This is a genomic window from Pseudomonas sp. GW822-FHT02G04 (genome assembly GCF_058802085.1).
The window spans coordinates 393728-419368 of sequence record NZ_JBXANU010000001.1 but is presented as its reverse complement, the minus strand read 5'-3'; the positions used below and the strand labels follow the sequence as shown (position 1 = coordinate 419368).

At 58.8% G+C, this 25641-nt stretch carries 20 protein-coding genes; 11 read left to right on the top strand and 9 right to left on the bottom strand.

What is annotated here, in order from left to right:
* Positions 1 to 116: 116 nt before the first annotated feature.
* The 4 genes from AC1RO5_RS01940 to paaZ are packed head-to-tail and all read left to right on the top strand — an operon-like array spanning position 117 to position 5467.
* Positions 117 to 425, top strand: a complete 309-nt coding sequence (locus tag AC1RO5_RS01940) for a DUF485 domain-containing protein (RefSeq protein WP_008032377.1) — start codon at positions 117 to 119, stop codon at positions 423 to 425.
* Positions 422 to 2068, top strand: a complete 1647-nt coding sequence (locus tag AC1RO5_RS01935) for a cation acetate symporter (RefSeq protein ID WP_008032374.1) — start codon at positions 422 to 424, stop codon at positions 2066 to 2068. Before AC1RO5_RS01940 ends, AC1RO5_RS01935 begins: the two co-directional genes overlap by 4 nt.
* Positions 2069 to 2100: 32 nt before the next feature.
* Complete coding sequence (locus tag AC1RO5_RS01930) at positions 2101 to 3354, top strand: OprD family porin (RefSeq protein WP_493172256.1); 1254 nt, start codon at positions 2101 to 2103, stop codon at positions 3352 to 3354.
* 58 nt (positions 3355 to 3412) lie between these two features.
* The gene (gene paaZ / locus AC1RO5_RS01925; RefSeq protein WP_493172254.1) at positions 3413 to 5467 is read left to right on the top strand and encodes a phenylacetic acid degradation bifunctional protein PaaZ; all 2055 of its coding nucleotides are present in this window, start codon (positions 3413 to 3415) and stop codon (positions 5465 to 5467) included.
* Positions 5468 to 5597: 130 nt separating this feature from the next.
* On the opposite strand, the gene AC1RO5_RS01920 is transcribed toward paaZ, so the two are convergent.
* Positions 5598 to 6512 (bottom strand): LysR substrate-binding domain-containing protein, encoded by a 915-nt coding sequence (locus AC1RO5_RS01920; RefSeq protein WP_008154195.1) that lies wholly within the window; start codon positions 6510 to 6512, stop codon positions 5598 to 5600.
* A gap of 197 nt (positions 6513 to 6709) precedes the next feature.
* On the opposite strand from AC1RO5_RS01920, the gene AC1RO5_RS01915 reads away from it, so the two are divergent.
* The 4 genes from AC1RO5_RS01915 (at position 6710) to AC1RO5_RS01900 (ending at position 10742) form a co-directional block, all read left to right on the top strand.
* The gene (locus AC1RO5_RS01915) at positions 6710 to 7459 is read left to right on the top strand and encodes an SDR family NAD(P)-dependent oxidoreductase (RefSeq protein WP_493172252.1); all 750 of its coding nucleotides are present in this window, start codon (positions 6710 to 6712) and stop codon (positions 7457 to 7459) included.
* A 98-nt stretch (positions 7460 to 7557) separates the two neighbouring features.
* A complete protein-coding gene (locus tag AC1RO5_RS01910; RefSeq protein WP_493172250.1) occupies positions 7558 to 8856 on the top strand; it encodes an MFS transporter in 1299 nt (432 codons plus the stop codon).
* 18 nt (positions 8857 to 8874) lie between these two features.
* On the top strand, positions 8875 to 9723 hold the full coding sequence (locus AC1RO5_RS01905) for a transketolase (RefSeq protein WP_493172248.1): 849 nt from the start codon (positions 8875 to 8877) through the stop codon (positions 9721 to 9723).
* On the top strand, positions 9720 to 10742 hold the full coding sequence (locus tag AC1RO5_RS01900) for a transketolase family protein (RefSeq protein WP_493172246.1): 1023 nt from the start codon (positions 9720 to 9722) through the stop codon (positions 10740 to 10742). Before AC1RO5_RS01905 ends, AC1RO5_RS01900 begins: the two co-directional genes overlap by 4 nt.
* A gap of 451 nt (positions 10743 to 11193) precedes the next feature.
* Here AC1RO5_RS01900 and AC1RO5_RS01895 read toward each other — a convergent pair whose 3' ends face one another.
* Positions 11194 to 12534: a hypothetical protein gene (locus AC1RO5_RS01895; protein ID WP_493172244.1), complete on the bottom strand. Its 1341-nt coding sequence runs from the start codon at positions 12532 to 12534 to the stop codon at positions 11194 to 11196.
* Positions 12535 to 12965: 431 nt separating this feature from the next.
* On the opposite strand from AC1RO5_RS01895, the gene AC1RO5_RS01890 reads away from it, so the two are divergent.
* A complete protein-coding gene (locus tag AC1RO5_RS01890) occupies positions 12966 to 13535 on the top strand; it encodes a TetR/AcrR family transcriptional regulator (RefSeq protein ID WP_493172242.1) in 570 nt (189 codons plus the stop codon).
* 30 nt (positions 13536 to 13565) lie between these two features.
* Here AC1RO5_RS01890 and AC1RO5_RS01885 read toward each other — a convergent pair whose 3' ends face one another.
* From AC1RO5_RS01885 to AC1RO5_RS01855, 7 genes are all read right to left on the bottom strand, one after another.
* Positions 13566 to 15005: an MFS transporter gene (locus AC1RO5_RS01885; RefSeq protein ID WP_493172240.1), complete on the bottom strand. Its 1440-nt coding sequence runs from the start codon at positions 15003 to 15005 to the stop codon at positions 13566 to 13568.
* 40 nt (positions 15006 to 15045) lie between these two features.
* Positions 15046 to 15588, bottom strand: coding sequence for a hypothetical protein (locus AC1RO5_RS01880; RefSeq protein WP_493172238.1), 543 nt, complete (start codon positions 15586 to 15588; stop codon positions 15046 to 15048).
* Between the two features lie 20 nt (positions 15589 to 15608).
* Positions 15609 to 16112 carry a flavin reductase family protein gene (locus AC1RO5_RS01875; RefSeq protein ID WP_493172235.1) on the bottom strand — a complete coding sequence of 168 codons (504 nt, stop codon included), beginning with the start codon at positions 16110 to 16112 and terminating at the stop codon, positions 15609 to 15611.
* A 129-nt stretch (positions 16113 to 16241) separates the two neighbouring features.
* Positions 16242 to 18212 (bottom strand): primary-amine oxidase, encoded by a 1971-nt coding sequence (locus AC1RO5_RS01870; RefSeq protein ID WP_493172233.1) that lies wholly within the window; start codon positions 18210 to 18212, stop codon positions 16242 to 16244.
* An 8-nt stretch (positions 18213 to 18220) separates the two neighbouring features.
* Entirely contained in the window at positions 18221 to 19534 is a 1314-nt protein-coding gene (locus AC1RO5_RS01865; protein WP_493172231.1) for an NtaA/DmoA family FMN-dependent monooxygenase, read from the bottom strand.
* A gap of 84 nt (positions 19535 to 19618) precedes the next feature.
* Positions 19619 to 19897: a YciI family protein gene (locus tag AC1RO5_RS01860; protein ID WP_493172229.1), complete on the bottom strand. Its 279-nt coding sequence runs from the start codon at positions 19895 to 19897 to the stop codon at positions 19619 to 19621.
* A gap of 685 nt (positions 19898 to 20582) precedes the next feature.
* The gene (locus AC1RO5_RS01855) at positions 20583 to 21137 is read right to left on the bottom strand and encodes a TetR/AcrR family transcriptional regulator (protein ID WP_493172227.1); all 555 of its coding nucleotides are present in this window, start codon (positions 21135 to 21137) and stop codon (positions 20583 to 20585) included.
* Positions 21138 to 21315: 178 nt separating this feature from the next.
* Here AC1RO5_RS01855 and AC1RO5_RS01850 point away from each other — a divergent pair, with 178 nt between their 5' ends.
* Both AC1RO5_RS01850 and AC1RO5_RS01845 read left to right on the top strand, forming a co-directional pair.
* The gene (locus tag AC1RO5_RS01850) at positions 21316 to 22470 is read left to right on the top strand and encodes an efflux RND transporter periplasmic adaptor subunit (protein WP_493172225.1); all 1155 of its coding nucleotides are present in this window, start codon (positions 21316 to 21318) and stop codon (positions 22468 to 22470) included.
* A 24-nt stretch (positions 22471 to 22494) separates the two neighbouring features.
* Positions 22495 to 25641 (top strand): multidrug efflux RND transporter permease subunit, encoded by a 3147-nt coding sequence (locus AC1RO5_RS01845; protein WP_493172223.1) that lies wholly within the window; start codon positions 22495 to 22497, stop codon positions 25639 to 25641.

Genomic DNA, 25641 nt, shown 5'->3' with positions numbered 1-25641 from the left:
CGCTGGCAAGCCAGCTCCTACAGGTTTCGTGTACTGCCTGCCGGAATCCGGTTTCTGTAGGCATTACGCCGAAACACCACGTTTCACCCCACAACAAAAACAACAGAGAGCGTGCCATGACACCCACTGACGTAGAACTCATCCGCCAGCACCCCGATTTCATCCAGCTGGTTCGTCGCAAACAAAACCTGTACTGGTCGCTGTCGCTGATCATGCTGGTGATCTATTTCGGCTTCGTGTTGCTGGTGGCGTTCTCCCCCGCCACCCTCGGCCAGTCCTTGAGCGGCGGCGTGACCTCGGTGGGCATGCTGGTCGGGGTGGTGATTGTGGTGTTGGCCTTCGCGCTGACCGGTTTCTACGTCTATCGCGCCAACAACGTGATTGATCCGCTCAACGAAAAACTGAAACAGGAGTGCGCCCGATGAGCCGTCTCCTGGCGTTGTTCCTGTTGCCGCTGGCAGCGGTCACCGACTTCGCGGTCGCCGCCGACGGCGCGTCCCGCCCATTGAACTGGAACGCCATCGGCATGTTCCTGGTGTTCGTACTGTTCACCCTCGGCGTCACGCGTTGGGCCGCATTGCGCACCCGTTCCGCCAGCGATTTCTACACCGCCGGCGGCGGCATGACCGGCTTCCAGAACGGCCTGGCGATTGCCGGCGACATGATCTCGGCGGCGTCCTTCCTCGGCATCTCGGCGATGATGTTTCTCAATGGCTACGACGGCTTGCTCTACGCCCTGGGCGTGTTGGCGGGCTGGCCGATCATCCTGTTCCTGATCGCTGAGCGCCTGCGCAACCTCGGCAAATATACGTTCGCCGACGTGGTCTCTTATCGCCTGGAACAAACCCCGGTGCGCCTGACCTCGGCCTTCGGCACCCTGACTGTCGCGTTGATGTACCTGGTGGCGCAGATGGTCGGTGCCGGCAAATTGATCGAGTTGCTGTTCGGCATCGACTACCTCTACGCGGTGATGCTGGTCGGTGTGTTGATGGTGTTCTACGTGACCTTCGGCGGCATGCTCGCCACCACGTGGGTGCAGATCATCAAAGCGGTGATGCTGCTGTTCGGCACCACGTTCATGGCATTCATGGTGCTCAAGCATTTCGGTTTCAGCACCGAAGCGATGTTCGCCGGCGCCACTGCCGTGCACGCCAAGGGCAGCGCGATCATGGCGCCCGGTGGTTTGCTGTCGAACCCGATCGATGCGATCTCGCTGGGGCTGGGCATGATGTTCGGCACCGCCGGCCTGCCGCATATCCTGATGCGTTTCTTCACCGTCAGCGATGCCAAGGAAGCGCGTAAAAGCGTGTTCTACGCCACCGGTTTTATCGGCTACTTCTACTTGCTGCTGATCATCGTCGGCTTCGGCGCCATCGTGATGGTCGGCACTGATCCTGCGTTCCGCGATGCCAGCGGCGCGATCATCGGCGGCGGCAACATGATCGCCGTGCACCTGGCGCAAGCCGTGGGCGGCAACCTGTTCCTCGGCTTCATCTCGGCAGTCGCGTTCGCCACCATTCTGGCGGTGGTTGCAGGCCTGGCGTTGTCCGGCGCCTCGGCGGTGTCCCACGATTTGTATGCCTGCGTGATGCGCAAGGGCCAGGCCACCGAGCAACAGGAAATCCGCGTGTCGCGCATTGCCACGCTGTGCATCGGCGTGCTGGCGATCATCCTCGGCCTGCTGTTCGAATCGCAGAACATTGCGTTCCTTTCCGGCTTGGTGCTGGCCATCGCCGCGTCGGTGAATTTCCCGGTGCTGTTCCTTTCGATGTACTGGAAAGGCCTGACCACTCGCGGCGCGGTCACCGGCAGCCTGACGGGGTTGGTCTCGGCGATTGTCCTGCTGGTGCTGAGCCCGGCGGTGTGGGTCAACGTGCTGCATCACGACAAGGCGCTGTTCCCGTACTCCAACCCGGCGCTGTTTTCCATGAGCCTCGCGTTTTTCAGTGCCTGGCTGTTTTCGGTCACCGACACCTCGCCGCGAGCGGCCCTTGAGCGCGGCCGCTACCTGGCGCAGTTCATCCGTTCGATGACCGGCATCGGTGCCTCCGGCGCCAGCAAGCACTAATCACGACCGACTGATGGCAGGGAATAAAAACAATGAAGCCCGCACGTTCTGCACCTTACGAATCACTGTTTTCGCTGGCCGCCGCATTGAGCCTGCCCATGGTCGCCCCCAGCGCCATGGCCGACTTTATCGATGACAGCAAGGCCCGCATTGAAATGCGCAACCACTACATCAATCGCGATTTCCGCCAGGACAACGCGCCACAATCCAAGGCTGAAGAATGGGCGCAGGGTTTCACCGCGCGCATCGAGTCCGGGTTCACCGACGGTACTTTAGGCTTCGGTCTCGATGCGCTGGGGGAGCTGGGATTGAAACTCGACTCCAGCCCGGATCGCCGTGGCACCGGGCTGCTGCCCTTCGGTCCGAAAAGCCATGAGCCAGCGGACGAGTTCAGCGAGTTGGGGCTGACCGGCAAGCTGCGGGTGTCGAAAAGCGTGTTGAAGCTCGGCACCCTGCAACCCCTGCTGCCGGTGGCGACTTACAACGACACTCGCCTGCTCGGTTCGACCTTTGAGGGCGGCTTGCTGACCAGCCAGGAAATCAGTGGCCTGACACTGAATACCGGGCGCCTGACCAAGGCCAACCTGCGGGATTCCTCCAGCAACGATGACATCGGTTACGCCGCCGCCAGCAGTGATCACTTCGACTTTGCGGGTGGCAGCTACGCGTTCAGTCCGCAACTGAACCTGAGCTACTACTACGGCAAGCTCGATCAGATTTATCGCCAGCAATTTGTCGGGTTGGTGCATACCCAGCCGCTGGGCAACGGTTTCAACCTGCGCAGCGACTTGCGCTATTTCGACAGCCGGGGCGACGGCGCCGAACGCGCCGGGCGCATCGACAACCGCAACTTCAACAGCATGTTCACCGTGTCCCACGGTGCCCACAAGGTCAGTGCCACCTACCAGCAATTGTCCGGCGACAGTGCCTTTCCGTTTCTCAACGGCGGCGATCCGTACGTGGTCAACCTGGTGACCTTCAATACCTACACCCGCGCCGACGAGGACTCCTGGCAGTTGCGTTACGACTACGACTTCGCGGCGCAAGGCATTCCCGGCCTGACCTTCATGACCCGCTACACCGACGGTCGCCACGTCAAGGCCGGCACCGTCGACAACGGCCGTGAGCGCGAACGCGACACCGACATCAGTTACGTCATCCAGAGCGGCGTGTTCAAGGACGTCAGCCTGCGCTGGCGCAACGTGACCTTCCGCTCCGGCAATGGCCTGAACACCGCCCTCGATGAAAACCGGCTGATCGTCGGTTACACCGTGGCGCTTTGGTAATCCCTGAAGGGCGCGGTTACCGCCGCGCCAACACCTTTCACAACCTGGAGGAATCGTGATGTCTCACGCCCCTACCCTGCAAAGTTTCATCGCCGGTCGCTGGATCGGCCAACACGGTGCCCAGGTGCTGCGCAGCGCCATCGACGGCCACGAGATTGCACGCACCCACGAGGAACGCCCGGACTTCGCCGAAGCCGTCGAGCACGGTCGTCGCCAAGGCATCAGCGGCTTGATGGCGCTGGACTTCCAGCAACGGGCGCAACGTCTCAAGGCACTGGCCTTGTACCTGAGCGAACGCAAGGAACAGCTCTACGCGATCTCCCACCACAGCGGCGCCACCCGCGCCGACAGCTGGATCGATATCGAGGGCGGCAACAGCACGCTGTTCACCTACGCCAGCCTCGGTTCCCGGGAACTGCCGTCGGGCAACATCGTCCACGAAGGCCCGGCGATGCAGCTGAGCAAGCTCGGCACCTTCGCCGGCACGCACATTCTGGTGCCGCGCGGTGGTCTGGCGGTGCACATCAATGCGTTCAACTTCCCGATCTGGGGCATGCTGGAAAAATTCGCCCCGAGCTTTCTCGCCGGCATGCCGTGCATCGTCAAACCGGCCAGCGCCACCAGCTACCTGACCGAAGCCGTGGTGCGCCTGATGGACGAATCCGGCTTGCTGCCGGCGGGCAGCCTGCAACTGATCATCGGCAGCACCGGTGACTTGCTCGACCGTCTGCAAGGCCAGGACGTGGTGACGTTCACCGGTTCCGCCGACACCGCCGCCAAGCTGCGGGTCAATCCGAATCTGATTCGTAACTCGGTGCCGTTCAACGCCGAAGCCGACTCATTGAACTGCGCGATCCTCGCCCCGGACGTGACCCCGGACGACGAAGAGTTCGAGTTGTTCATCAAGGAAGTCGCGCGCGAGATGACCACCAAGGCCGGGCAGAAATGCACCGCCATCCGCCGCGCGATTGTCCCGGCCAAACACATCGATGCGGTCGCCACTCGCTTGCGCGATCGACTGAAAAAAGTTGTGGTCGGTGACCCGTCGGTGGAAGGCGTGCGCATGGGTCCGTTGGCCTCCCACGATCAGCAAACAGACGTCGCCGAGCGCCTGGAAAGCCTGTTGCAGAGCAGCGATCTGTTGTTCGGCGCCCGCGACGGTTTCGAACCACGCGGCGAAAACGTCAGCCAGGGTGCGTTCTTTGCGCCGACCCTGTTGCAGGCCCGCGACCCTCACGCCGAAGGCGGCGCTCACGACATCGAAGCGTTTGGTCCGGTCAGCACCTTGATGGCCTACGACGATCTGGATGAAGCATTGGTTCTGGCCGCTCGCGGCAAGGGCAGCCTGGTGGCCAGTCTGATCACCAAGGACCCACAAATCGCCGCCAAGGCCATCCCGGTCGCCGCGGCCTGGCACGGACGCTTGCTGGTGCTGGACCGCGAATCCGCCGCCGAATCCACCGGCCACGGCTCGCCCCTGCCACAACTCAAGCACGGCGGCCCGGGTCGTGCCGGTGGCGGTGAAGAACTCGGCGGCTTGCGCGCGGTGAAACACTACCTGCAACGCGCCGCGGTGCAAAGCTCGCCGACCATGCTCGCCGCCGTCACCGGCGAATACGTGCGTGGCGCCAAGGTCATCGAAACCGAAGTGCACCCGTTCCGCCGCTTCTTCCAGGATTTGCAGATCGGTGAATCGCTACTGACCCACCGCCGCACCGTGACCGAGACCGATCTGGTGAACTTCGGTTGCCTGTCCGGCGACCACTTCTACATGCACTTCGACGACATCGCCGCCAAGGAATCGCAATTCGGCAAACGCATCGCTCACGGCTACTTCGTGCTCTCGGCCGCAGCCGGCCTGTTCGTGTCCCCGGCACCCGGCCCGGTCCTGGCCAACTACGGCCTCGACACCCTGCGCTTCATCAACCCGGTGGGCATCGGCGACACCATCCAGGCACGCCTGACCTGCAAACGCAAAATCGACCAGGGCAAAAAGAGCCCGCAAGGCATTCCGCAAGGCGTGGTGGCGTGGGATGTGGAAGTGACCAATCAATTGGGAGAACTAGTGGCCAGCTATGACATTTTGACTTTGGTGGTGAAACGCGAGGAGTAATCCGACCAAAGCCTTGAATGGCCAAGCCCGCTTTCGCAGCCCCACACACGTTGTGGGGATGCATCTAACTCGAGCAGGCACCTAGCGACGCGCCGTCATTTACGAGTGATTCGTGCACCGCGAATGACAGTCAATAACTGAAATCATGCCCCAACTCTTTCTGCATCCATTCCAGGAATCGTCTGACCCTGGGAAAGTTTGAGTGGGCCCTTGGGAAAACCAAATGGTGTGCAGTAATTGAAGCGCTCAGCTCCGGTGCTACCTCTACCAAAGCACCGCGCGCGAGATAATCCTGCGCCAGCAATGTGCTTTCCAAAGCAAAGCCAAGCCCGTGGCTGGCGGCCTCTAATGTCATGTAAGACCGGTCGAAGCTCAGCGAATAGGGTTTTTCTGGACGTGACAAGCCATGTTGTGCAAACAGCTGTGGCCACTTGATCAGCGTGGCCTCCGAAAGGATCAGATTGCTGTCCAGCAGATCCGCGACCATTCGGATCGGGTGCTTTTCCAACAGTTTCGGGGACGCCATCACCGCAATTTTTTCATCACGTATCGTTCGCACCTCGAAGCTCGGCCAATTGGGCATCCCATGGCGGATGTCGACATCGATCTTGTCTCGACTGAAGTGCAGCGATTCGTAGGAACACGAGAGGTTGAGCTGAATATCGGGATGGCTCTGGCGAAACTGCTCCAGACGCGGCATCAGCCATAACAGGCCAAAACTGGGCGAGGAGTGCAATCGCAGACAATCAAGGCTGACATCACTGGCGGCGCGCTCGGTCGCCACGGCGAGACTGTGCAGGATGCCGGAAACCTCAGTGAGGTATTGCTCGCCGATCGGGGTCAGCGTCACGCCTCTGGCCGTTCTGAAAAATAACTGTCGACCGATCATCGCCTCCAGTTTGGCCAACTGGTGGCTGACCGCCGAGGGTGTCAGGTCGAGCAGCTCAGCCGCGCGCGCTACATTGCCAAAGCGGGCGGTCTGTTCAAAGGCCTGAATGGCTTTCAGGGGTGGCAGTATCGCAGGTGCATCGCCGGGTGAACGCATGATTATTGTTATTCCGCTGCAAGTGGCATAGGCCGGGCGCTCACCTATTCAACCATCCGATCATTTCATTGGCGAGTGCTGAATTTTTTTCAGCATCCAGTGAAGTTCACGTTATTGCTCAAGGCGGGGCTGCGGAACAAGCTGAGCCATCGATTCGTTTCGGGTCGACCCAATAACAACAATCAGAGGTACCCTCCATGCTTCTTCAAGGCAAAGTCGCGATCATCACCGGTGCAGCCTCCGCACGTGGCATTGGCCGCGCTACAGCGACCACCTTCGCACAACAAGGCGCCCGCGTCGTGATCCTCGATCTGGATGAATCCGCCGCACGTGATGCCGCTGCTTCCCTGGGCGAAGGTCATCTCGGTCTCGCGGCCAACGTCGCTGACGAATCGCAGGTTCAACAGGCAGTCGCCAAAATCATCGAGCATTTCGGCCGCATCGACATTCTCGTCAACAACGCCGGCATCACCCAACCACTCAAGACCCTGGACATCCGCCCTGCCGATTACGACAAGGTGCTGGACGTCAGTCTGCGCGGCACCCTGCTCATGTCGCAGGCAGTGATTCCAACCATGCGTAAACAGTCCTCCGGCAGCATCGTGTGCATGTCGTCCGTTTCTGCTCAGCGTGGCGGCGGCATTTTCGGTGGCCCTCATTACAGTGCCGCCAAAGCGGGCGTGCTGGGTCTGGCCAAAGCCATGGCGCGCGAATTGGGGCCGGACAAGGTACGCGTCAACTCCATTGCACCTGGTTTGATTCACACCGACATCACCGGCGGTCTCATGCAGGACGAACGCCGCCACGCGATCATCGACGGCATCCCACTGGGTCGTCTGGGTGAGGCCCAGGATGTCGCCAACGCCGCCCTGTTCCTGGCCAGCGACCTGTCCTCCTACCTGACCGGCATCACGCTGGATGTGAACGGCGGAATGCTGATTCACTGATGACACCTGGCGGGCCTCGCGGCCCGTGCGGTTCTGGATCGACGATGCAGCCGGGCCTCATGGCCTGGCGGTCAATAAAAACAAGAGATCAGACCATCATGACAACCTTGTCGCTCGAAGCGGTTTCGACCGTGCGCTCCAACGCCTACCGTAAAACCGCGTGGCGGTTGATGCCTTTTCTGATGCTGTGCTACCTGTGCGCCTATCTTGATCGGGTCAATGTCGGCTTTGCCAAGCTGCAAATGATGAACGATCTGGCACTCAGCGAAACGGTCTACGGACTGGGTGCGGGCATGTTCTTCATCGGTTACTTCCTGTGCGAAGTCCCCAGCAACATCATTCTCCATAAGGTCGGTGCACGCGTGTGGATCGCGCGCATCATGATCACCTGGGGCATCGTCTCCGCGCTGTTCGCCTTCGTCGAGACGGCCTGGCAATTTTATGCGCTGCGCTTTCTGCTCGGCATTGCCGAAGCGGGCCTGGCGCCGGGGCTGCTGCTGTATCTGACCTACTGGTTTCCGTCGTACCGGCGTGCCCGCATGACCGTGCTTTGGTTTATCGCCATTCCGCTGTCGGGAATGGTCGGCGGCCCGCTCTCCGGCTGGATCATGACTCACTTCGCTGGCATGCACGGCTGGGCCGGCTGGCAATGGATGTTCGTGCTGGAGGCGGTGCCCACGGTCGTTGTCGGGTTGCTGGTGCTGAGCTATCTCAAGGACGGCGTGCATCAGGCCAGTTGGCTCGATGATGACGAGAAAGCACTGATCAGCCGCGAACTGGCCGAGGACGACCAGCAGAAAGTCACCCATGCCTCGGTGGGCGAGTTCATCCGCGATCGTCGTCTGTGGTTGCTGGCCGGCATCTACTTCTGCGTGGTGATGGGACAGTACGCAATCACCTTCTGGCTGCCTACCCTGGTGCGTAACGCAGGGGTTTCCGATCCGCTGCACATCGGCTTCCTGACCAGCCTGCCCTACCTCTGTGCGATTGTGGCCATGCTGTATGCCGGACGCAGCGGTGACAAACATCGTGAGCGCCGCTGGCATCTCATTGTACCGATGATCGCGGGTGCTATCGGGCTGAGCCTGGCAGCTCTGATGGGGGGGAATATAACGCTCTCTATTCTCAGCCTTTGCCTGGCCGCTTCCGGAATTCTGTCGGCGACATCGCTGTTCTGGATGCTACCCACCACGCTGCTGGGTGGTGTGTCCGCCGCCGCAGGCATCGCGGCGGTCAACAGCTTCGCCAACCTCGCCGGCTTCTGCTCCCCCTACCTGATCGGCTGGATCACCACACAGACCGGTTCCAGCGCCATCGGCATGTACCTGATCACCGGCGTACTGCTGTTCGGTGCCACGCTGGTGCTGCGCATCCCCGCCGCCTTGGTCAATCGTTGATTTATTGGAGTTTTCACTATGACTGCTCATCCTGCATTCGCGACATCCACGACTCTGGCGCAACGTGCCCACAACATCCGCCGCCACGCATTGCGCATGGGGCAGGTTCAGGGACAAGGCTACGTCGGCCAGGCCCTCGGCGCCGCCGACCTGCTGGCCGTATCCTACTTCCACGCATTGAACTATCGACCCGAAGACCCGGAATGGGAAGCCCGCGATCGCTTTTACCTGTCCATCGGTCACTACGCGATTGCACTGTATGCGGCCCTGATCGAAGCCGACATCATCCCGCTCGATGAACTGGAAACCTACGGCGCGGACGACAGCCGCCTGCCGATGTCGGGCATGGCCACCTACACCCCCGGCATGGAGATCACCGGCGGTTCGCTCGGTCAGGGCCTGGGCATCGCGGTCGGTGCCTGCCTGGGCCTCAAACGCAAAGGCTCAACTGCCTTCGTCTACAACCTGCTGTCGGACGGCGAGCTGAATGAAGGCTCGACCTGGGAAGCGGTGATGTCGGCGTCGCACTGGAAGCTCGACAACCTGATCGCCATCGTCGACGTCAACAACCAGCAAGCTGACGGTTACTCGAGTGAAATCCTCTCGTTCGAGCCGATCGTCGATCGGTGGCAGGCGTTTGGCTGGTTCACCCAGCGCGTCGATGGCAATGACCTGAATGCACTGGTCGCCGCCTTCGACGCTGCACGCAACCACCCTGGCACCCAGCCACGCGTGATCATCTGCGATACCAAAATGGGCAAAGGTGTGCCCTTCCTCGAAACCCGGGAGAAAACGCATTTCATCCGCGTGGAAGAACACGAATGGGATCTGGCACTGAGCAACCTTGAAGAAGGAAAAAAACAATGAGCAACGCAACCAACACTCCGACTTCTACTGGCGAGCCGGCCAAAAAACGCCTGACCACCTCGGCGATGATCGCGTCGATTGCCTGTGAAGGCCAAGCCACGAAATCCGCGCCTTTTGGAAATGCGTTAGCCGCGCTGGCGGATCAGCGTCCGGATATCGTCGGACTGTCCGCCGACTTGTCCAAGTACACCGACCTGCACATTTTCGCCAAGGCGCATCCGGATCGTTTCTATCAGATGGGGATGGCCGAGCAACTGCTGATGAGTGCGGCCGCCGGCATGGCCCGGGAAGGTTTCGTACCCTTTGCCACGACCTACGCCGTGTTCGCCTCCCGCCGCGCCTACGACTTCATCTGCATGGCGATTGCCGAGGAAAATCTCAACGTCAAAATCGTCTGTGGATTGCCAGGCCTCACGACCGGCTATGGCCCAAGCCACCAGGCCACAGATGACCTGGCGATCTTCCGCGCCATGCCCAACCTGATGATCGTCGACCCGTGCGATGCGCTTGAAATCGAACAGGCCGTGCCCGCCATCGCAGCGCACCAAGGCCCGGTTTACATGCGCTTGCTGCGCGGTAATGTGCCGCTGGTACTGGACGAGTACGGCTACAAATTCGAGATCGGCAAAGCCAAGACCCTGCGTACCGGCAACGATGTTCTGATCATCTCCACCGGTTTGATGACCATGCGTGCACTGGAGGCTGCAAAAGAGCTGCAAGCGGACGGGGTTGATGTTGCCGTGCTGCACGTGCCGACGATCAAACCGCTGGATGAACAAACCATTCTGGCTGAAACCCGCAAACCAGGTCGCCTGGTGGTCACCGCAGAAAACAGCTCCATTATTGGTGGACTGGGCGAGGCAGTCGCCGGCGTGTTGCTGCGCAATGGCGTGACGCCGACCTTCAGGCAGATTGCATTACCCGATGCATTCCTGGATGCGGGTGCGTTACCCACGTTGCATGACCGGTATGGAATTTCGACCAAGGCAGTGTGTGCCCAAATCAAAGGCTGGCTGTAGGGAGATCATAATGGAAGCGTCGACACAGGCGCTTTCACTCCTTTCAACGGCGCCGAATGTTATCACTTCGGTGTGCAAAGACTATGGGGCTAGCCCCCCCCCATTCTCCGAGAGGTGAGGTGATTGCTCTAGCTCTAAGAATAATGCAAACCCGGTTGGGCGTTTCAGCGGAGTCGTCAAACAAGGGACCGCTAACAAAACAGCGGGGATAAGCGAAACATTATCAACGGTTTCGTTCAGACTCTGCTTGATCGAGTCAATGACAAAACCAACGACGATTACACAATAGCCATAAGATAAAAAACAAATAACAAACAATCACGCCTAGGTAAACCAAAAACCTTGTTCAGAGCGAACGGCTTCTTCCCCACCTTCGGCAGGCGAGTGACGGACGTTATTCATGCTGATCTCGACTGAGCACTGCCAAATTAGACAATGTTAACGAGCGGTATTAAAAGAAGAAACCGACCACCAATTGCGAATATAGGTTTTTTTCGTTTGAGCCTAGTTGCGAGCCTCCCTCATCACTGCTGAACTTAGGTTTATAGAGGCCTAACAAGGGTGAAATCATTATATGTGGCGTCACCATCCACTGTGCGTAGACATCAAGTTCTCGACCACTCAGATCGGCCTGCCCATCGGTATTCAGCGACTTCAAATTATAGTAAATGACACCAAGGGTCAGCGATTCCGACGGACGCATAGTTAACTGCAGGGTGTGCACCTGAGCATTCGAATTGAACGGCCCCGCATAATTGCCTGCGACTTCACCCTGAAACCAACTGCCATACTCGGTGAATGCATTGAACAGTGGGTCCCAATGTCCCGAATAACGGGCGTAGCGATAACTTAACGAGGGGGTATAGAGCAGCGAACTGAACGTGTAACCGCCCTTGATATACCAGGCATTCTCGTTACCACCCTGCTTACGGTCCTCGGCGGCGTACTCAAAGGCAAAGTGCGCATCGTCCAACCCGGCACTACCCGCTCCATTGAGACTGTAGACATTCATGCCTTTGCGATCGGTCAACGTGGTCGAACCGGTCATATCGAACATGCGTTCTGCCAGGCGACTATCGACATCACTGTTATGCAGCACGGTCAGTTCCAAGGTACCAGGCTTTGCCGTGTAGGCCAGCGTTGCCGCCTTGAACTCGGACTTGGCTTGCGCGTAGAGGTCGGACTTGAACGATGCCAGCGTTCCATGCCAGCCATTGGTGCCGCCCAGCTTGATGACGGCAACGTCCTCGAAGGAACGGCGGGCACCCAGGTAATACGCCCCTCCCGTATTGTATCCCCTGCCATAAGTGGAATTACCCAGATTGGGCCCATTGGCGGTCACCAGAAATCCGCTGCCCAGCATGAAGTGTTGCCGGCCAAACGAGACATCGATTCCGTTATCGCCGAGTACCGAAAATATTCCCCCGGACCGCCACCCCAGGAAAGCATCCTCAAGTTTGGTGGTACCCTCGGAACCATCAGATCCGCCAGACGGGTCACCATCTCCCCTAGTCGCCGAGGATACATAGGACAGGCCACCGTATATTTGGCCGGCATCAGCCAGGACATAATCAAAGGTAAAGCCCGGTTTAAAGTAACCTTCTTGCCAGAAATAAGATTTTGCTTCGCCGCCGTGAATGTAGCTTTTCTGACTGTGCATTGCCCCCATCATCGCTTCCAGACTAAAAGAAACATGGGCGTCTGACGAACTGTATAACGGTATTGCCGCCTGCACTTGACATGCAGCCAGAGCAGCTCCTAACAAGGCATATTTGGGTGATCGACTTTTCATTAAAACACCTAATTATTAATAGACACCTATAACAAAACATTTCGACTGTGATGTTTATTAGGCACATACCGTGCCAAACTTAAACATCCTCACCAGCAGAACTAAAAAATCAAAAACAGTAAAAGTTTCAGCATTTCAACACATTATCTGCGCGCTACAGCCTGAGCGCTAAAGCTAAAAATTCATGAAGAATTCTGTTGCACTTCGATCGTGCGACAGGGGCCTTCATGCCCAATTACGGTACACTTCCCAATACTCTTAACATCAGGGGCTAGCACTGGAGTCTTCTGCAATTACTTTGTGCCGAGTCGATAAACAGCCGTCACTGGTCACGTTGTCGGCTGCTGCGCTATAATACATTCAGTTGCAACCTCTGTTTGACGGCCGGCATTTCGCAGCGATTGGTATCACCCTTCAAGATAGAGATCACGATGACTAAAAGATCTGTCAAACCCGCTTATGGCGAGGGTCGCCAAGCGTTGATAAATGCCGCTATTTCGTTGGTAGCAAAAAATGGTCTTTCCAGTCTGACCTACCGAGGTCTTGCCGCCGCAGCGGGCATCACTAGCGGCTCGCTGCAACACCACTTCAAATCCATCGATGAAGTCATCGAAGCCTCGTTGACCTACTGCATTGAACGATCCCAGGCAAGTTCCGCAGATATACGCGACCTCGACGACTTTATTGACGTTATCCAAAATCTACTCAGTGAGGAATTTGATCATCAGAACTTCCAGGTTCAAATCTTCGCCGCCGCTCGTATCAGGGAGAACCTCTCGCTTCTGGTCGCCAAGCACCAGGCCGCCTATGGGGAGATTATTCGCTCGCTGCTGGAAGTGATGCGGATCGAGCACGATGACCATCTGATCGATTTCATTTCCGCCGCGGTCGATGGCATCGTTTTTCAAGCCGTTATGCTGGGAGCGGATCAGGTGCCGACCACCAAGGACCAATTCCAGACGCTTAAGCGGATCATCTCCGCTTATGCGCGTATTCCTTAGCGGCCAATCTCTGCTTGCACGTTTCTCGCTTCAACGTTCACCGTTGGTTTCATCCGTGGCGTGCTTAGGCAGCGCGAAAGTGAATGCACAGAAGCACAGCATGACCAACGCCTGGGCGAGCAGATTGGCTTGAAAACCGCTATTCGGCCTGCCCGCATCAAGTGCGGGCAGGAACAGGCTGACGCACAGGGCGATGCCGATCACCGCCGAAATCGCCTGTACCGAAGCGAGCAAACCGGAGCAGGCGCCGATCTCTTCGGCATTCGCGGCGCTGATCACTACGCTGATGATGGACGAAATGATCAGCCCACCGCCCAAGCCGCTGAAGAACAGCACATAGACCAGCGTACTCAGCGCTCCTGGGTCATTGTCCAGCCACAGCCACAAGCCGAGCGCGGTGACCACCTGAATGATCGCGCCCAACTGCAGAATACTGCGCCCCATGTGCTTGAGCAGGCCCCCGCCGGATAACGCCGCACCGACAAAAGTCCCCGCCGTCAGCGGCAAGGCGGCCATGCCCGCAGATACCGCGCTATAACCGTTGCCAAATTGCAGGAACAAGGTAAACACTAGCTGCAAGCCGATGAACATCGAGAAAAACAGCGCCAGGCACACCATACCGGCGCTGACTTTCCGGTTGGCCAGCAGTGACGCCGGTATCAACGGGCGCAGTGTCTTTGCCGAGCGCAGCCGTTGCTGGCGGTAAAACAGCATGAAGGCTACCGCGCAAACGACCAGCGACAGGGTTTTCCACAATGGCCACGCCGCCTGTTGCTCCTCGACCAACGGGAACACCAGGGCAGCACAGGCGACGGCCACACACACGGCGCCCAGCGTATCGACGTCGCGAGGGGCATACAGCCTGGGCGTTTGCGGCACGCAGCAGTAGGCGACCATGAGCATCACAAGGGCAATTGGCACATTGATACCTATCGCGGCGCGCCAGCCCAGTCCGAACACGTCAGCGTTGATCAACAGCCCGCCGAGCACCGGCCCAGCTACTGCCGAGGCGCCCAATATCGGCGCGAAAATGGCCAGCGCCTTGAGTAGCTCGTCCCGATTGAACACATGCTTGAGCAGCGCAAAACCTTGCGGCAGCAACAACGCGCCGCAGATGCCCTGGAGCAGCCGGCCGACGATCAGCATCTCGATGTTGACCGCTGCCGCGCAAACCAAGGATGTCAGAGCAAAGGACCACAACGCGATAAGCAGCATCCGGCGCCGGCCGAACACGTCACCCAGGCAGCCACCGACAATCAGTGTCGCGCCCATCCCCAGTGAATAGATGCCGATGACCCACTGCAATTGGCTCGCGGTCGCGTCGAACGCACGCTCCAGGGCCGGGCCGGCCACATTCAGGATTGAAGCATCCAGCACATCCATGATTTCGCCAGCAAGCATGACCATGAACACCAGCCAACGGTATTTGTAGCGGGGCTGCACCTGCGCCCATTGCGTTGCACTTGCCATGCCCCTCTCCCCTTTGCGAGTGAAACCTTGTGATCGCGCCTCAGACCACCATGAGGCACAGCGATAGCCCGATGAACGAAGGCTCTAGCGCCGACACACGACTCGCACCGCAACTACGTTGCTGGCCCCGATCACTCCAGGCATGGATGCTGAGCCCCACGCCCAGCAACAGCATAAGGCCTCCCAGCAGCCCTTCAGGCGTCGGCGATGGCTGCGTTGACGCAGGCTGGGCGTCGTGATGGACTTGGCCTTCATGCGCTGTGTTGTGATGAGCGTGCGCGCTCATGGTCATGGGCGATGCGGAATCGGCGAGCCCGTCATGCATCGTGAGGATCATCAGCCCCATGAGAGCCGCGCTTATCAACCGGTACGTGCGCAACGACCATTGCGAGCCTTGGCTTTTCGCGCATTCCCAGACAGACGCCATCACCACCAAGGCAGTGACATACAAGGGAGGAAGCACATGGGTAAAGCAGACGTCGATCATCCCCAGCGCCATCACCAGCGAGCATACGACGCTGGCGGCGGTCACGCGCCGGCTGACGTGCGCGCACAGAGTGGCGAGCACCATGGTGACGATCATCGCGATACACACCCCCATGCTCATCGCCCGGCGTCCAGAGTGCGATACGTGGACTTGTGGAAGATCAGCGGTTCCAGGTCTGTGCAGCCGTGGTGGCTTTCAATCTGCAGCAGAACGATGTCGTGATCGCCGGCCGGATACGCTGCCTGCACACTGCATTCCAGCGACAGCACTGAGTCGACCAGAAAGATGGCCCCGTTTGCACTGGTGCACGTGTCAATCTCGTTCCAGCGCTGGGCTTTATCCTTGCCACCCAATTGCCGGCAAGCGGTTTCCTGGGCGGCAGACAATATCGAGACACCGATGGCGGTAGCGTGCTTGAGCAATGGCCAAGTGCTCGAGGTCTTCTGCACCGCGAACGATACCAACGGCGGTGCCAGGGAAATACCGACGGTAAAACTGGCAACCAACAATACATGACGCTCCCCGCCTATATCGGCCGCCAAAGCAGCCAACCCGGTCGGGTAATAGGAAAAGGCTTTACGCAATGCAAGTGAGTCCAACTCGGCAATTGGAGTATTCATAACTAACCCCTGCAATTATATATTTATCAATGTGCGGGCTCGGCGCAGCCGTACCGGCGAGCATGGAAACTCCGAGCCCGGCATCATCAGATTGAAAGTATGTTGTTGTACCTGTTGTAACGGCGCAGATTACTCGTTGTGGCTGCACCCGCCCGCATCAACCTTGCAGCTGCCGCCAGCCGTCGGCGGTACGTCCAGCGTCGGGTTGCGCTCGAAGAAACCCGACGGCGCGAGCGTCACACTGGCGTAGTCGACGGGCATGATCGGCCAGTCTTCGGAACGCGGAAAGTGCGTCAAGCCGAAGGTGTGCCATACCACGATATCTTCATCGTCGATCGACTCGTTCTTCGCCGCATACTTCGCCAGGCCATCATCGCCAGAACTTTGATTGACCATATAACCCGCTGGCCAGTTTTCGTCGCGACGATACTTAGTGACCCACAAGCTCTTGGTCGCAAACTTGGCGCGTTTACTGATCATTGCATCAGGGTGCGCCAACAACAGCGGGCTTGCCTGCGAATGGATCACGTAAGCCGGCGCCTGGCCATTGCGGTTGGTGGCGCTGCCGCTGGAAATTTTCCAGATACGCCCCTTGTCCGGTGCGGTCAGGCGTTGCGCCTGACCTTCGGTCTTGAGGCGGGTGACCACCTGTTTGAACGCGCCACCCCAGATGGGCTGGGACTGGTCATCGATAATGTTAAGAGCCTCGCATTCATCGACATGGTTGAGCGTGCCATCCACCTCGGTGTCCAGGCGCAGGCAGAAAAGGTGCTGGTGCGCTGTGCCGCCCAGATCCGGGGCAATTTTGCAGGAAGGATGCTCATCCTGCTCCCGTGAGCCAGCGGTCACGACCAGGCCGTTGGCCTTGACTTCCAGTTCGACTTTGCCGTCCAGATAGAAATGCCAATAGAAGCCGTAGTCATAGTTGCCGGCCGTGAGGAAGCAGGACACGACCAGGCGGCGCTGACGACGCACTTCGGAATTCTGCGGGTCGAAAGGATCGGTGTGTTTCCACAACACCCCATAGTCCTCTTCATGGATGCAGATACCGTTTGGAACTACAACCGGATTGCCATAGTCATCTGCAAAGGTAATGTCCTTGTAGACGATTTCACCCAGGCAATCGCAACCCAACTTCAGCGAGTTGGCGAACCGCCCGAACTGATATTCACCGGCATCGAAGTAGTTGATCCAGTTCTTGGTGGCGCTGGTATCGCCATAGTTGACCACCATCTCGGCCATCGAAGCGCGATACAGAATAGGGCGTTTCTTGCCTTTGTCTGTGAACGACACTTGGTGGATAGTGAGGCCTTCACGAGCGTTGTAGCCGATGCGAAAATTCCAGTTCTGCCAGGACAGCTCATTACCCTCGACGGTGAAGCTGACCCCTTCCGGCTGGGTGATAAAAATCGGCTTGAGCCCGGAACGCGGTGGCCCCAGCACCTCAGGCGAATGAATGTCGCCAGACTCGGCAGGGATAGGGTGGATCCCCGTGTCGATGATCCGCAGGACTCGCTTGTTAGTGGCGTCGATATCGACCCGAATACCCTCGATCGGGTGTCCCCAGCAACCGGCCAGGGTGCCGAACTCCGGCCCGCTGGCCAGATAGGGGGTCAAGCGGATGACGCGGATTCCGACCTCGTTTTCGTAACCGAAACGGCCTCCTGATAGAGGCATGCAGCGTACACGCTCCATATCCGTGACGCCGCGGGCGTCCATGGCCTTATGAAATTCCGGTTCGCCCATCACTATTTCGATCGCCCCCATCATCTCCTCGAACAGGAAAGGTGCCGTGCCCTCTGCGACGGCGTCGATAGAGCGGAGCTCGACGAGCACATTCTTGCGCACATCAACGCTGACGTGATCGATGGTATGACGTTCGAGATCGTAGATGACGGCAGAGATCTCCCGAGTGAAATCATCGCCGGGCTGGTACGACAACACCTCCCCTTTGTGCGGCTCGCGCAGCATCACATAGCCCAGACGGCTGGACTCGCCAACCAGTCCTTCATCTTGCAGGATATCTCGAAAACGCAGGATTTCTTCGGCAGTGATAGCGTCAAGCGGGTGACTGACTGGGTGGGTTACTGACTGATTCATGGCAACACCTATCGAATGGTTCTGATATTTTCACGCAGCGTTTTGCCGACGTACTCGGTACGAATTGCACCAGCGCCCCGCAAGGCAGGAACCAGGCGCTGCAACACGCTATCCAGGTAAGCTTTCGTCAGGATGTTGGAGGAGATGATCATGAAACCATCGCCACCGACCGCATCCATTTGCTCGATCATTTGCTCGGCGATCTGCTCCGGAGTACCCATGAAGCCCCCACCACCGGCGCCCATGCGAATTTCCATGACGCTCTCGCGCAAGGTCTTGCCCTCGCGACTCATCTGCAGCATGTCTTCGAACAGACCCGTATGCCCCGAAGGCGGAAGGTCGGTGGGCAGGGGTTCATCCAGAGGAAACTGACTTAGATCGAGGTTGAAAGTCGCCGAGCACCACGCCAGTGCGTAGTCCACCTGTGCCTCGCTGAATACCGGCGGCTGAGCAGGGTCGAAATCGTCGGGCAAGATGATCAGAAAGGCCGCATAGATGATCTTGATGGCGTTTGGGGCACGGCCGAATTTAGTCGCCCGCGCGCGGATATCATCGCGATAGGCACGCATTCCTTCGATACCGCCTTCTGTCGGCGCGAAGATCACCTCCGCATGTTTGGCAGCAAAGTCCCTGCCGCGAGGCGAGGAACCTGCCTGAACGATCAGCGGATGACCTTGCGGGGACGGCAACACATTCAGCGGCCCGCGAACCTTGTAGTACTCACCCTTGTGATTGACTTCGCGTACCTTGGTGGGGTCCACATAGGTGTTTGCCGCGAGATCCTTGACCAGTGCATCCGGCTCCCAAGCAGCCCAGAGCTTCTTGGTCAGGGTCAGATACTCATCTGCCATGTCGTAGCGCACAGAGTGCAGCGGCAAGTCTTCCATGCCGAAGTTCTGGGCCGCCGTTGTCTCGGTAGACGTGACAACATTCCAACCGATACGACCACTCGACAGGCTGTCAACCGTGGACAGTTGGCGGGCCAGGATGAACGGTGGGTAAAACGTGGTCGACGCCGTAGCTATCAGGCCAATGCGGTCGGTGTGGCTGGCTAGCACTGGCAGCAACGCCATCGGGTCGTGCTTGGGAGAATAGATATTGAAGCGCAGGTCAGCGTCCATTTTGCCGCCCACGGCACTGGATACAGTCGAGGTATCCTCAAAGAACAGGAAGTCGAACTTCGCCTGTTCGAGCTGCTGTGCCAAATCGATGAAAAAGCGTCCTGTCCACCAGTCTTCACCATTGAGCCTGTCATCATCAGCCTGCCAAGCAGGAGGTCCAAAAGAGGCGAAGAAACCAAGATTGAATTTTTGGTGTGCCATCGAGTATTCACTCAAATTAGTCTTTTGAATTTCATGCCCTCACTGCGGCTGGTTAGCACGCCGCAGTGAGGAGTAGTCACAACTTCAGACGACGGCCGGATTCCATTCGAGAATCTTGTGGCTCTTGACGATACCGGCGGTCACAAACGGATCGTTCTTGACGAACTCCTCGGCGGCTTCCTGGGTGGTAAACACACCCATTGAGCCATCTTCCATCAGGTTCGCGAATGCGCCAAAGCTCAACAACGTGCCTTGCGCGTGATATTTACCGAAGTGCTCGACGTGCTGCGGGAATACTTCCTGAGCCTTGCCCATGGCGCTCAGGTCCGGGGTGTAGAACAGCACAAAGCGGGAATTAGCCACGTTAACTTCCTTCTTTTGGGTGAGATGTGTTGATGTTTTTGTACATAAGCAGATTAAAACATTTCAAATGCAATGTTTTTAATGCATTCCCCATGCCAAGCTCAGGTATGCATTTTGAATCAAAGGGTTAGGTTGGATGCCCAGTGTGCGAAGCGTCCATAGGCGCTTGTCTTGCACCAGTGTCGTGCCGGCGGCGCACCGCGGGTGCACATGAGCGGATGATTCAGATAGCCGCTATTGCGGCACTAGGGTTGCGCGGAACGTGTGCGATCAATGAGCAGATCCAGTAATCAAACTCATGCTCTAGCTCCGCCTCCATCTAGGCGAGGAATCGGCGGACGCCGTGGACACTGGAATGTTTTTTTGGGTAGACCAGGTGATAAGCCGCAACGAGTGCACGCCGACTCCGAGTCGTAATCGAACAGGAAAATTGCCCGCTGCTGGAGAATGCGAGGCTCATGGCGTGAGGGCGGTCATTGAACTGAAGAATATGGTGGGATACTGACGTGGCCGTTTTCTACACCACGCTCTCATCTTGCTCGCCGTCCGACATGGCCTCGTAGAGAAGGCAGCGCTGTCAGCGCAGCCGTTGCAACCGCCCAGGACCGAGGTTGCTCGTTATTCTGACGCAAGCGCCCTTCCCCGCAATCATCGGAGCCACAGCGTCGGCTTCAAAGCGCAGATTTTAACGGGTGATAGCGCCCTTCAGAAAAAACTGCATGACCTGCGTCACCATACCCACCCGGGCAACCCGCCCACGCCGTTCTGCGTCGACAAATCCGTAAATGATCGAGGCAAACATCTCTGTCAGCATCTGGGCACTGATGTCGATGCGAAACACCCCTTCGTGCTGACCACGCAGAAAAAAATCGTCTAGAGCGTCCGAATAAGGCTGCCAGCGACTGCCGCCTGCGCGTTCATCCAGCGAGTCAGGCTTCCACTGGAAGGCCAGGAAAGCCAGAAGTTCACGGTGGGTCAAATGATTTTCGATCAGGCGCTGGAGGGCCTCAAGCGGCGGTGCCTCCTGCAGGTTCGCGTTATCCATGACCTGATTGATCACGACAGAGCCGTAATTGAACAGCATCTCAATGAGGTTGTTACGTGTGCCACAGAAGCGATTCAACGTGGCCTTGCTCACCCCTGCGGCTTCGGCGATGTCTTTGAACGTCCCTGCCGGGTGATCGACCATGGCAATGGCCAGGGCCTTCAACAGTTTCTCGTTCGCTGCAGATAAATCCATTAGGCGTTTCTTCGATTATCAGAATGACGTGCGAGCCATTGTGCAGAAATGGCTCATCTTCTCAAGTGCTATGGCTAAGTTGCTCACAAAAGCACCTTATGAGTCAACATTGACTCATTTGAGAAAATAAACAATCATTCGCATCTTTAGCAGCTAATGGGCGTGGCCCAGGTGAAAGATGAGTACGTCGCGCAGATGGCAAGTGGTTCCGGTACTCCCTTTATTGGCCGCATTGAGCCTGGCAGGTTGTGAAAAGCCGCCGCAGGGTTGGGGCGGACCCGGGGGGCCGCGTGAAGTCGAAGCGATGACAGTCAGCAGCGAACCACTGACCCTGATCGCACAACTACCGGGGCGTGTAGAGCCGGTGCGCGTGGCTGAAGTGCGCGCACGGGTAGCGGGCATCGTGCTGGCTCGGCATTTCGAGGAAGGCGCGGATGTCAAAGCCGGCGATCTGCTGTTTCAGATCGACCCGGCGCCGTTCAAGGCTGCGCTCTCGCGGGCTCAGGGCGAGCTGGCCAAGACCGATGCTGCGCTGTTCCAGGCTCAGACGACCGTCAAGCGTTATGAACCGCTGGTCAAGATCGAGGCCGTAAGTCAGCAGGACTTCGATACCGCCAAAGCGGCCCTGCAAAGCGCTCTGGCAGCCAAGCGCTCGGCCCAGGCCGATATCGAGACAGCCAGGCTGAACCTCGGCTACTCCACGGTCAAAGCCCCTATCGCCGGACGCATCGGCCGAGCCCTGGTCACCGAGGGAGCATTGGTCGGTCAAGGCGACGCAACCATGATGGCGCGCATCCAGCAACTGAACCCGATCTACGTCGACTTCACCCAACCCGCGGCCGATGCATTACGTATGCGCGCCGCCATCGAACAGGGGCGCCTTACCGGCAACGCTGAAACCCCGCTGACCCTGAGTGTCGAAGGCTCAGAGCACCAGAGCCAGGGCGAACTGTTGTTCTCCGATGTCGCCGTGGACCGCACCACCGGCCAGATCTCCCTGCGCGGGCGCTTCGCCAACCCGGGAACGACGCTGCTGCCGGGCATGTACGTGCGCGTCAGTGCACCACAAGGCCTGGACAAAGCCGCCATTCTGATACCGCAACGCGCCGTGCAGCGCTCTGCCGATGGTCAGGCACGAGTGCTGGTCATCGGCCAGGACCAGACAATCGAAGCCAAACCGGTGAACACCGGCGCCATGCAGGGCTCCCGCTGGCAGATCACCAAGGGACTGGTCGTGGGTGACCAGATCGTCACCGGCGCAATGAACGGCATCAATCCTGGCGACAAAGTCATTGCCAAATCGCTGACTACCCAGCAGGCCAAGGTCCAGTAAGGGCGTAGCGCTCAAGGAAACGACATGTCTCAGTTTTTTATCCGACGCCCGAATTTTGCCTGGGTCGTCGCGTTGTTCATCATGCTCGCCGGTCTGCTGGTCATCCCGTTGCTTCCGGTGGCCCAGTACCCGGTCGTCGCGCCACCGCAGATCACCATTACCGCCAACTACCCGGGCGCCTCGGCGAAAGTCTTGGTGGATTCGGTCACCAGCGTCATCGAGGAAGAACTCAATGGCGCCAAGGGCCTGCTCTATTACGAGTCCACCAGCAACTCCAACGGTACCGGCGAGATCGTCGTAACCTTCGAACCCGGGACCAGCCCACCGCTGGCCCAGGTCGATGTCCAGAACCGGATCAAGAAAGCCGAGGCCCGTCTGCCCAAAGCCGTGCTCGATCTGGGTCTGCAGGTCGAGCAAGCCAGTTCCGGCTTCCTGATGATTTACACCCTGAGCTACAAAGGCGACAGCGCCGGCAAAGACACCGTCGCTCTCGCCGACTACGCCGCGCGCAACGTCAACAATGAAATCAGTCGCGTCAAAGGTGTCGGCCGGCTGCAGTTTTTCGCGGCAGAAGCCGCCATGCGGGTCTGGATCGATCCGCAGAAGTTGATCGGTTATGGGCTGTCCATCGACGATGTGAATGCGGCAATCCGTACGCAGAACGTCCAGGTACCGGCCGGCAGTTTCGGCAGCACCCCCGGCTCGTCGCAACAGGAGCTGACCGCGACCCTGGCGGTCAAGGGTACGCTGGACAACCCGGAGGAGTTCGGCCGCATCGTCCTGCGCGCCAAACAGGACGGCTCGACTGTGCGCTTGGCCGATGTGGCACGCATCGCCGTGGGCAGTCAAAGCTACAACTTCGAGTCGCGCCTCAACGGCAAGCCCGCCGTTGCCGCCGCGGTGCAACTCGCCCCCGGCGCCAATGCCATTGCAACGGTGGCGGCGGTCAAGCAACGCCTGAACGAACTCTCAGTCAATCTGCCCAGCGATGCCGAGTTCTCCGTTCCCTACGACACCTCGCGCTTTGTCGACGTAGCCATCGACAAAGTGATCTACACCCTAATCGAAGCCATGGTCCTGGTGTTCCTGGTGATGTTCCTGTTTCTGCAGAACATCCGCTACACGCTGATCCCCGGCATCGTGGTGCCGGTCTGTCTGCTGGGCACGCTGACCTTCATGTACTTGCTGGGTTTCTCGGTGAACATGATGACCATGTTCGGCATGGTGCTGGCCATCGGCATCCTGGTGGACGACGCCATCGTGGTGGTGGAAAACGTCGAGCGCATCATGGCCGAGGAAGGACTCAGCCCCGCTGCGGCGACGGTCAAGGCGATGGGCCAGGTGTCGGGCGCAATCATCGGCATCACCCTGGTCCTGTCGGCGGTGTTCTTGCCGCTGGCCTTCATGTCCGGTTCGGTGGGGGTGATCTACCAGCAGTTTTCATTGTCGCTGGCGGTGTCCATTCTGTTTTCGGGTTTTCTGGCCCTCACCTTCACCCCGGCGCTGTGCGCCACCCTGCTCAAACCCGTCCCCGCCGGGCATCACGAAAAACGCGGTTTCTTCGGCGCGTTCAACCGGGGTTTCAACCGCCTCACGCAGCGCTATGAGCGCCTCAATACCCAACTGGTCAAACGGACCGGGCGCTACATGTTGATCTATGCGGGCATCGTCGCCCTACTGGGCTTTTTCTACCTGCGCCTGCCCGAGTCTTTCGTCCCGGTGGAGGACCAGGGCTACCTGATTATCGATGTCCAGCTCCCTCCTGGGGCCACCCGTAACCGCACTGACCAGACGGCCCGAGAACTGGAACGCTACATGATGTCCCGGGACACCACAGCCTCGATGACCATGTTGCTGGGTTTCAGCTTTTCCGGTCAGGGCGAAAACGCCGGCATCGCCTTCCCGACGTTGAAAGATTGGTCGGAACGCGGCAAGGGGCAGTCAGCAGCGGATGAGGCAGCAGCCTTCAACCAGCAGTTTGCCAGCCTGAATGACGGCACCGTCATGGCTGTGAGCCCGCCGCCGATTGAGGGCATGGGCACTTCCGGCGGATTCGCCCTGCGCCTGCAGGATCGCGCCGGACTCGGCCGAGAAGCCCTGTTGGCAGCGCGTGACCAGTTGCTGGGCAAGGCCAACGGCAATCCGAAGATTCTCTACACGATTATGGAAGGCCTGGCTGAAGCACCGCAGTTGCGCCTGGATATCGATCGGGAGAAGGCCCGAGCGCTAGGGGTGAGTTTCGATTCGATCAACAACGCTCTGTCAACGGCGTTCGGCTCCACGGTGATCAATGACTTCGCGAATGCCGGCCGCCTGCAACGCGTGGTGGTGCAAGCCGAACAGGCCGCCCGCATGACACCCGAAAGCGTGCTCAAGCTGTATGTCCCCAACGACAGCAATGCCTTGGTTCCGCTGAGCGCGTTTGTTTCTACCCGCTGGGAGGACGGCGCGGTGCAGATCGCCCGCTACAACGGCTACCCGGCCATCAAAATCGCCGGGGATGCGGCACCCGGGGTCAGCACCGGCGAAGCCATGGCCGAACTGGAACGCCTGGCCGCCGAACTTCCACCCGGCATAGGTTACGAATGGACCGGCCTGTCCTATCAGGAGAAAGTCGCCAGCGGCCAGGCCTTGACGGTCTTTGCCTTGGCCTTTCTAGTGGTGTTTCTGTTGCTGGTCGCGCTCTATGAGAGCTGGGCCATCCCGTTGACGGTGATGCTGATCGTACCGGTAGGTGCTTTGGGGGCCGTGTTGGCGGTTACCTCCGCTGGCATGCCCAACGACGTCTACTTCAAGGTCGGCCTGATCACCATCATCGGCCTGGCGGCGAAAAACGCAATCCTGATCGTCGAGTTCGCCAAAGAACTGTGGGAACAAGGCGTGCCCGTACGCGAGGCGGCTATTCAGGCCGCGCGCCTGCGTTTTCGCCCCATCGTGATGACCTCCATGGCCTTTATCCTCGGCGTCGTTCCTCTGACGCTGGCCACCGGAGCCGGCGCTGCCAGCCAGCGGGCCATCGGCACCGGGGTGATTGGCGGCATGCTCAGCGCCACCTTGCTGGGGGTGATTTTTGTCCCGGTGTTCTTCGTCTGGGTGCTGTCTTGGCTCAAGCGTCAACCTCACCCATCGACCCCTGACGAAACCCAGGCCCCAGCCCGGACCACGGAGTAA

Excerpts from the sequence above, each read along its gene's own strand:
- AC1RO5_RS01940 (WP_008032377.1), top strand. The coding sequence starts at position 117 with ATGACACCCACTGACGTAGAACTCATCCGCCAGCACCCCGATTTCATC.
- AC1RO5_RS01900 (WP_493172246.1), top strand. The coding sequence starts at position 9,720 with ATGAGCAACGCAACCAACACTCCGACTTCTACTGGCGAGCCGGCCAAA.
- AC1RO5_RS01905 (WP_493172248.1), top strand. The coding sequence starts at position 8,875 with ATGACTGCTCATCCTGCATTCGCGACATCCACGACTCTGGCGCAACGT.
- AC1RO5_RS01915 (WP_493172252.1), top strand. The coding sequence starts at position 6,710 with ATGCTTCTTCAAGGCAAAGTCGCGATCATCACCGGTGCAGCCTCCGCA.
- AC1RO5_RS01895 (WP_493172244.1), bottom strand. The coding sequence starts at position 12,534 with ATGAAAAGTCGATCACCCAAATATGCCTTGTTAGGAGCTGCTCTGGCT.
- AC1RO5_RS01875 (WP_493172235.1), bottom strand. The coding sequence starts at position 16,112 with ATGAATACTCCAATTGCCGAGTTGGACTCACTTGCATTGCGTAAAGCC.
- AC1RO5_RS01845 (WP_493172223.1), top strand. The coding sequence starts at position 22,495 with ATGTCTCAGTTTTTTATCCGACGCCCGAATTTTGCCTGGGTCGTCGCG.
- paaZ (WP_493172254.1), top strand. The coding sequence starts at position 3,413 with ATGTCTCACGCCCCTACCCTGCAAAGTTTCATCGCCGGTCGCTGGATC.
- AC1RO5_RS01885 (WP_493172240.1), bottom strand. The coding sequence starts at position 15,005 with ATGGCAAGTGCAACGCAATGGGCGCAGGTGCAGCCCCGCTACAAATAC.
- AC1RO5_RS01910 (WP_493172250.1), top strand. The coding sequence starts at position 7,558 with ATGACAACCTTGTCGCTCGAAGCGGTTTCGACCGTGCGCTCCAACGCC.
- AC1RO5_RS01870 (WP_493172233.1), bottom strand. The coding sequence starts at position 18,212 with ATGAATCAGTCAGTAACCCACCCAGTCAGTCACCCGCTTGACGCTATC.
- AC1RO5_RS01930 (WP_493172256.1), top strand. The coding sequence starts at position 2,101 with ATGAAGCCCGCACGTTCTGCACCTTACGAATCACTGTTTTCGCTGGCC.
- AC1RO5_RS01855 (WP_493172227.1), bottom strand. The coding sequence starts at position 21,137 with ATGGATTTATCTGCAGCGAACGAGAAACTGTTGAAGGCCCTGGCCATT.
- AC1RO5_RS01880 (WP_493172238.1), bottom strand. The coding sequence starts at position 15,588 with ATGATCGTCACCATGGTGCTCGCCACTCTGTGCGCGCACGTCAGCCGG.
- AC1RO5_RS01920 (WP_008154195.1), bottom strand. The coding sequence starts at position 6,512 with ATGCGTTCACCCGGCGATGCACCTGCGATACTGCCACCCCTGAAAGCC.
- AC1RO5_RS01865 (WP_493172231.1), bottom strand. The coding sequence starts at position 19,534 with ATGGCACACCAAAAATTCAATCTTGGTTTCTTCGCCTCTTTTGGACCT.
- AC1RO5_RS01935 (WP_008032374.1), top strand. The coding sequence starts at position 422 with ATGAGCCGTCTCCTGGCGTTGTTCCTGTTGCCGCTGGCAGCGGTCACC.
- AC1RO5_RS01850 (WP_493172225.1), top strand. The coding sequence starts at position 21,316 with ATGAGTACGTCGCGCAGATGGCAAGTGGTTCCGGTACTCCCTTTATTG.
- AC1RO5_RS01890 (WP_493172242.1), top strand. The coding sequence starts at position 12,966 with ATGACTAAAAGATCTGTCAAACCCGCTTATGGCGAGGGTCGCCAAGCG.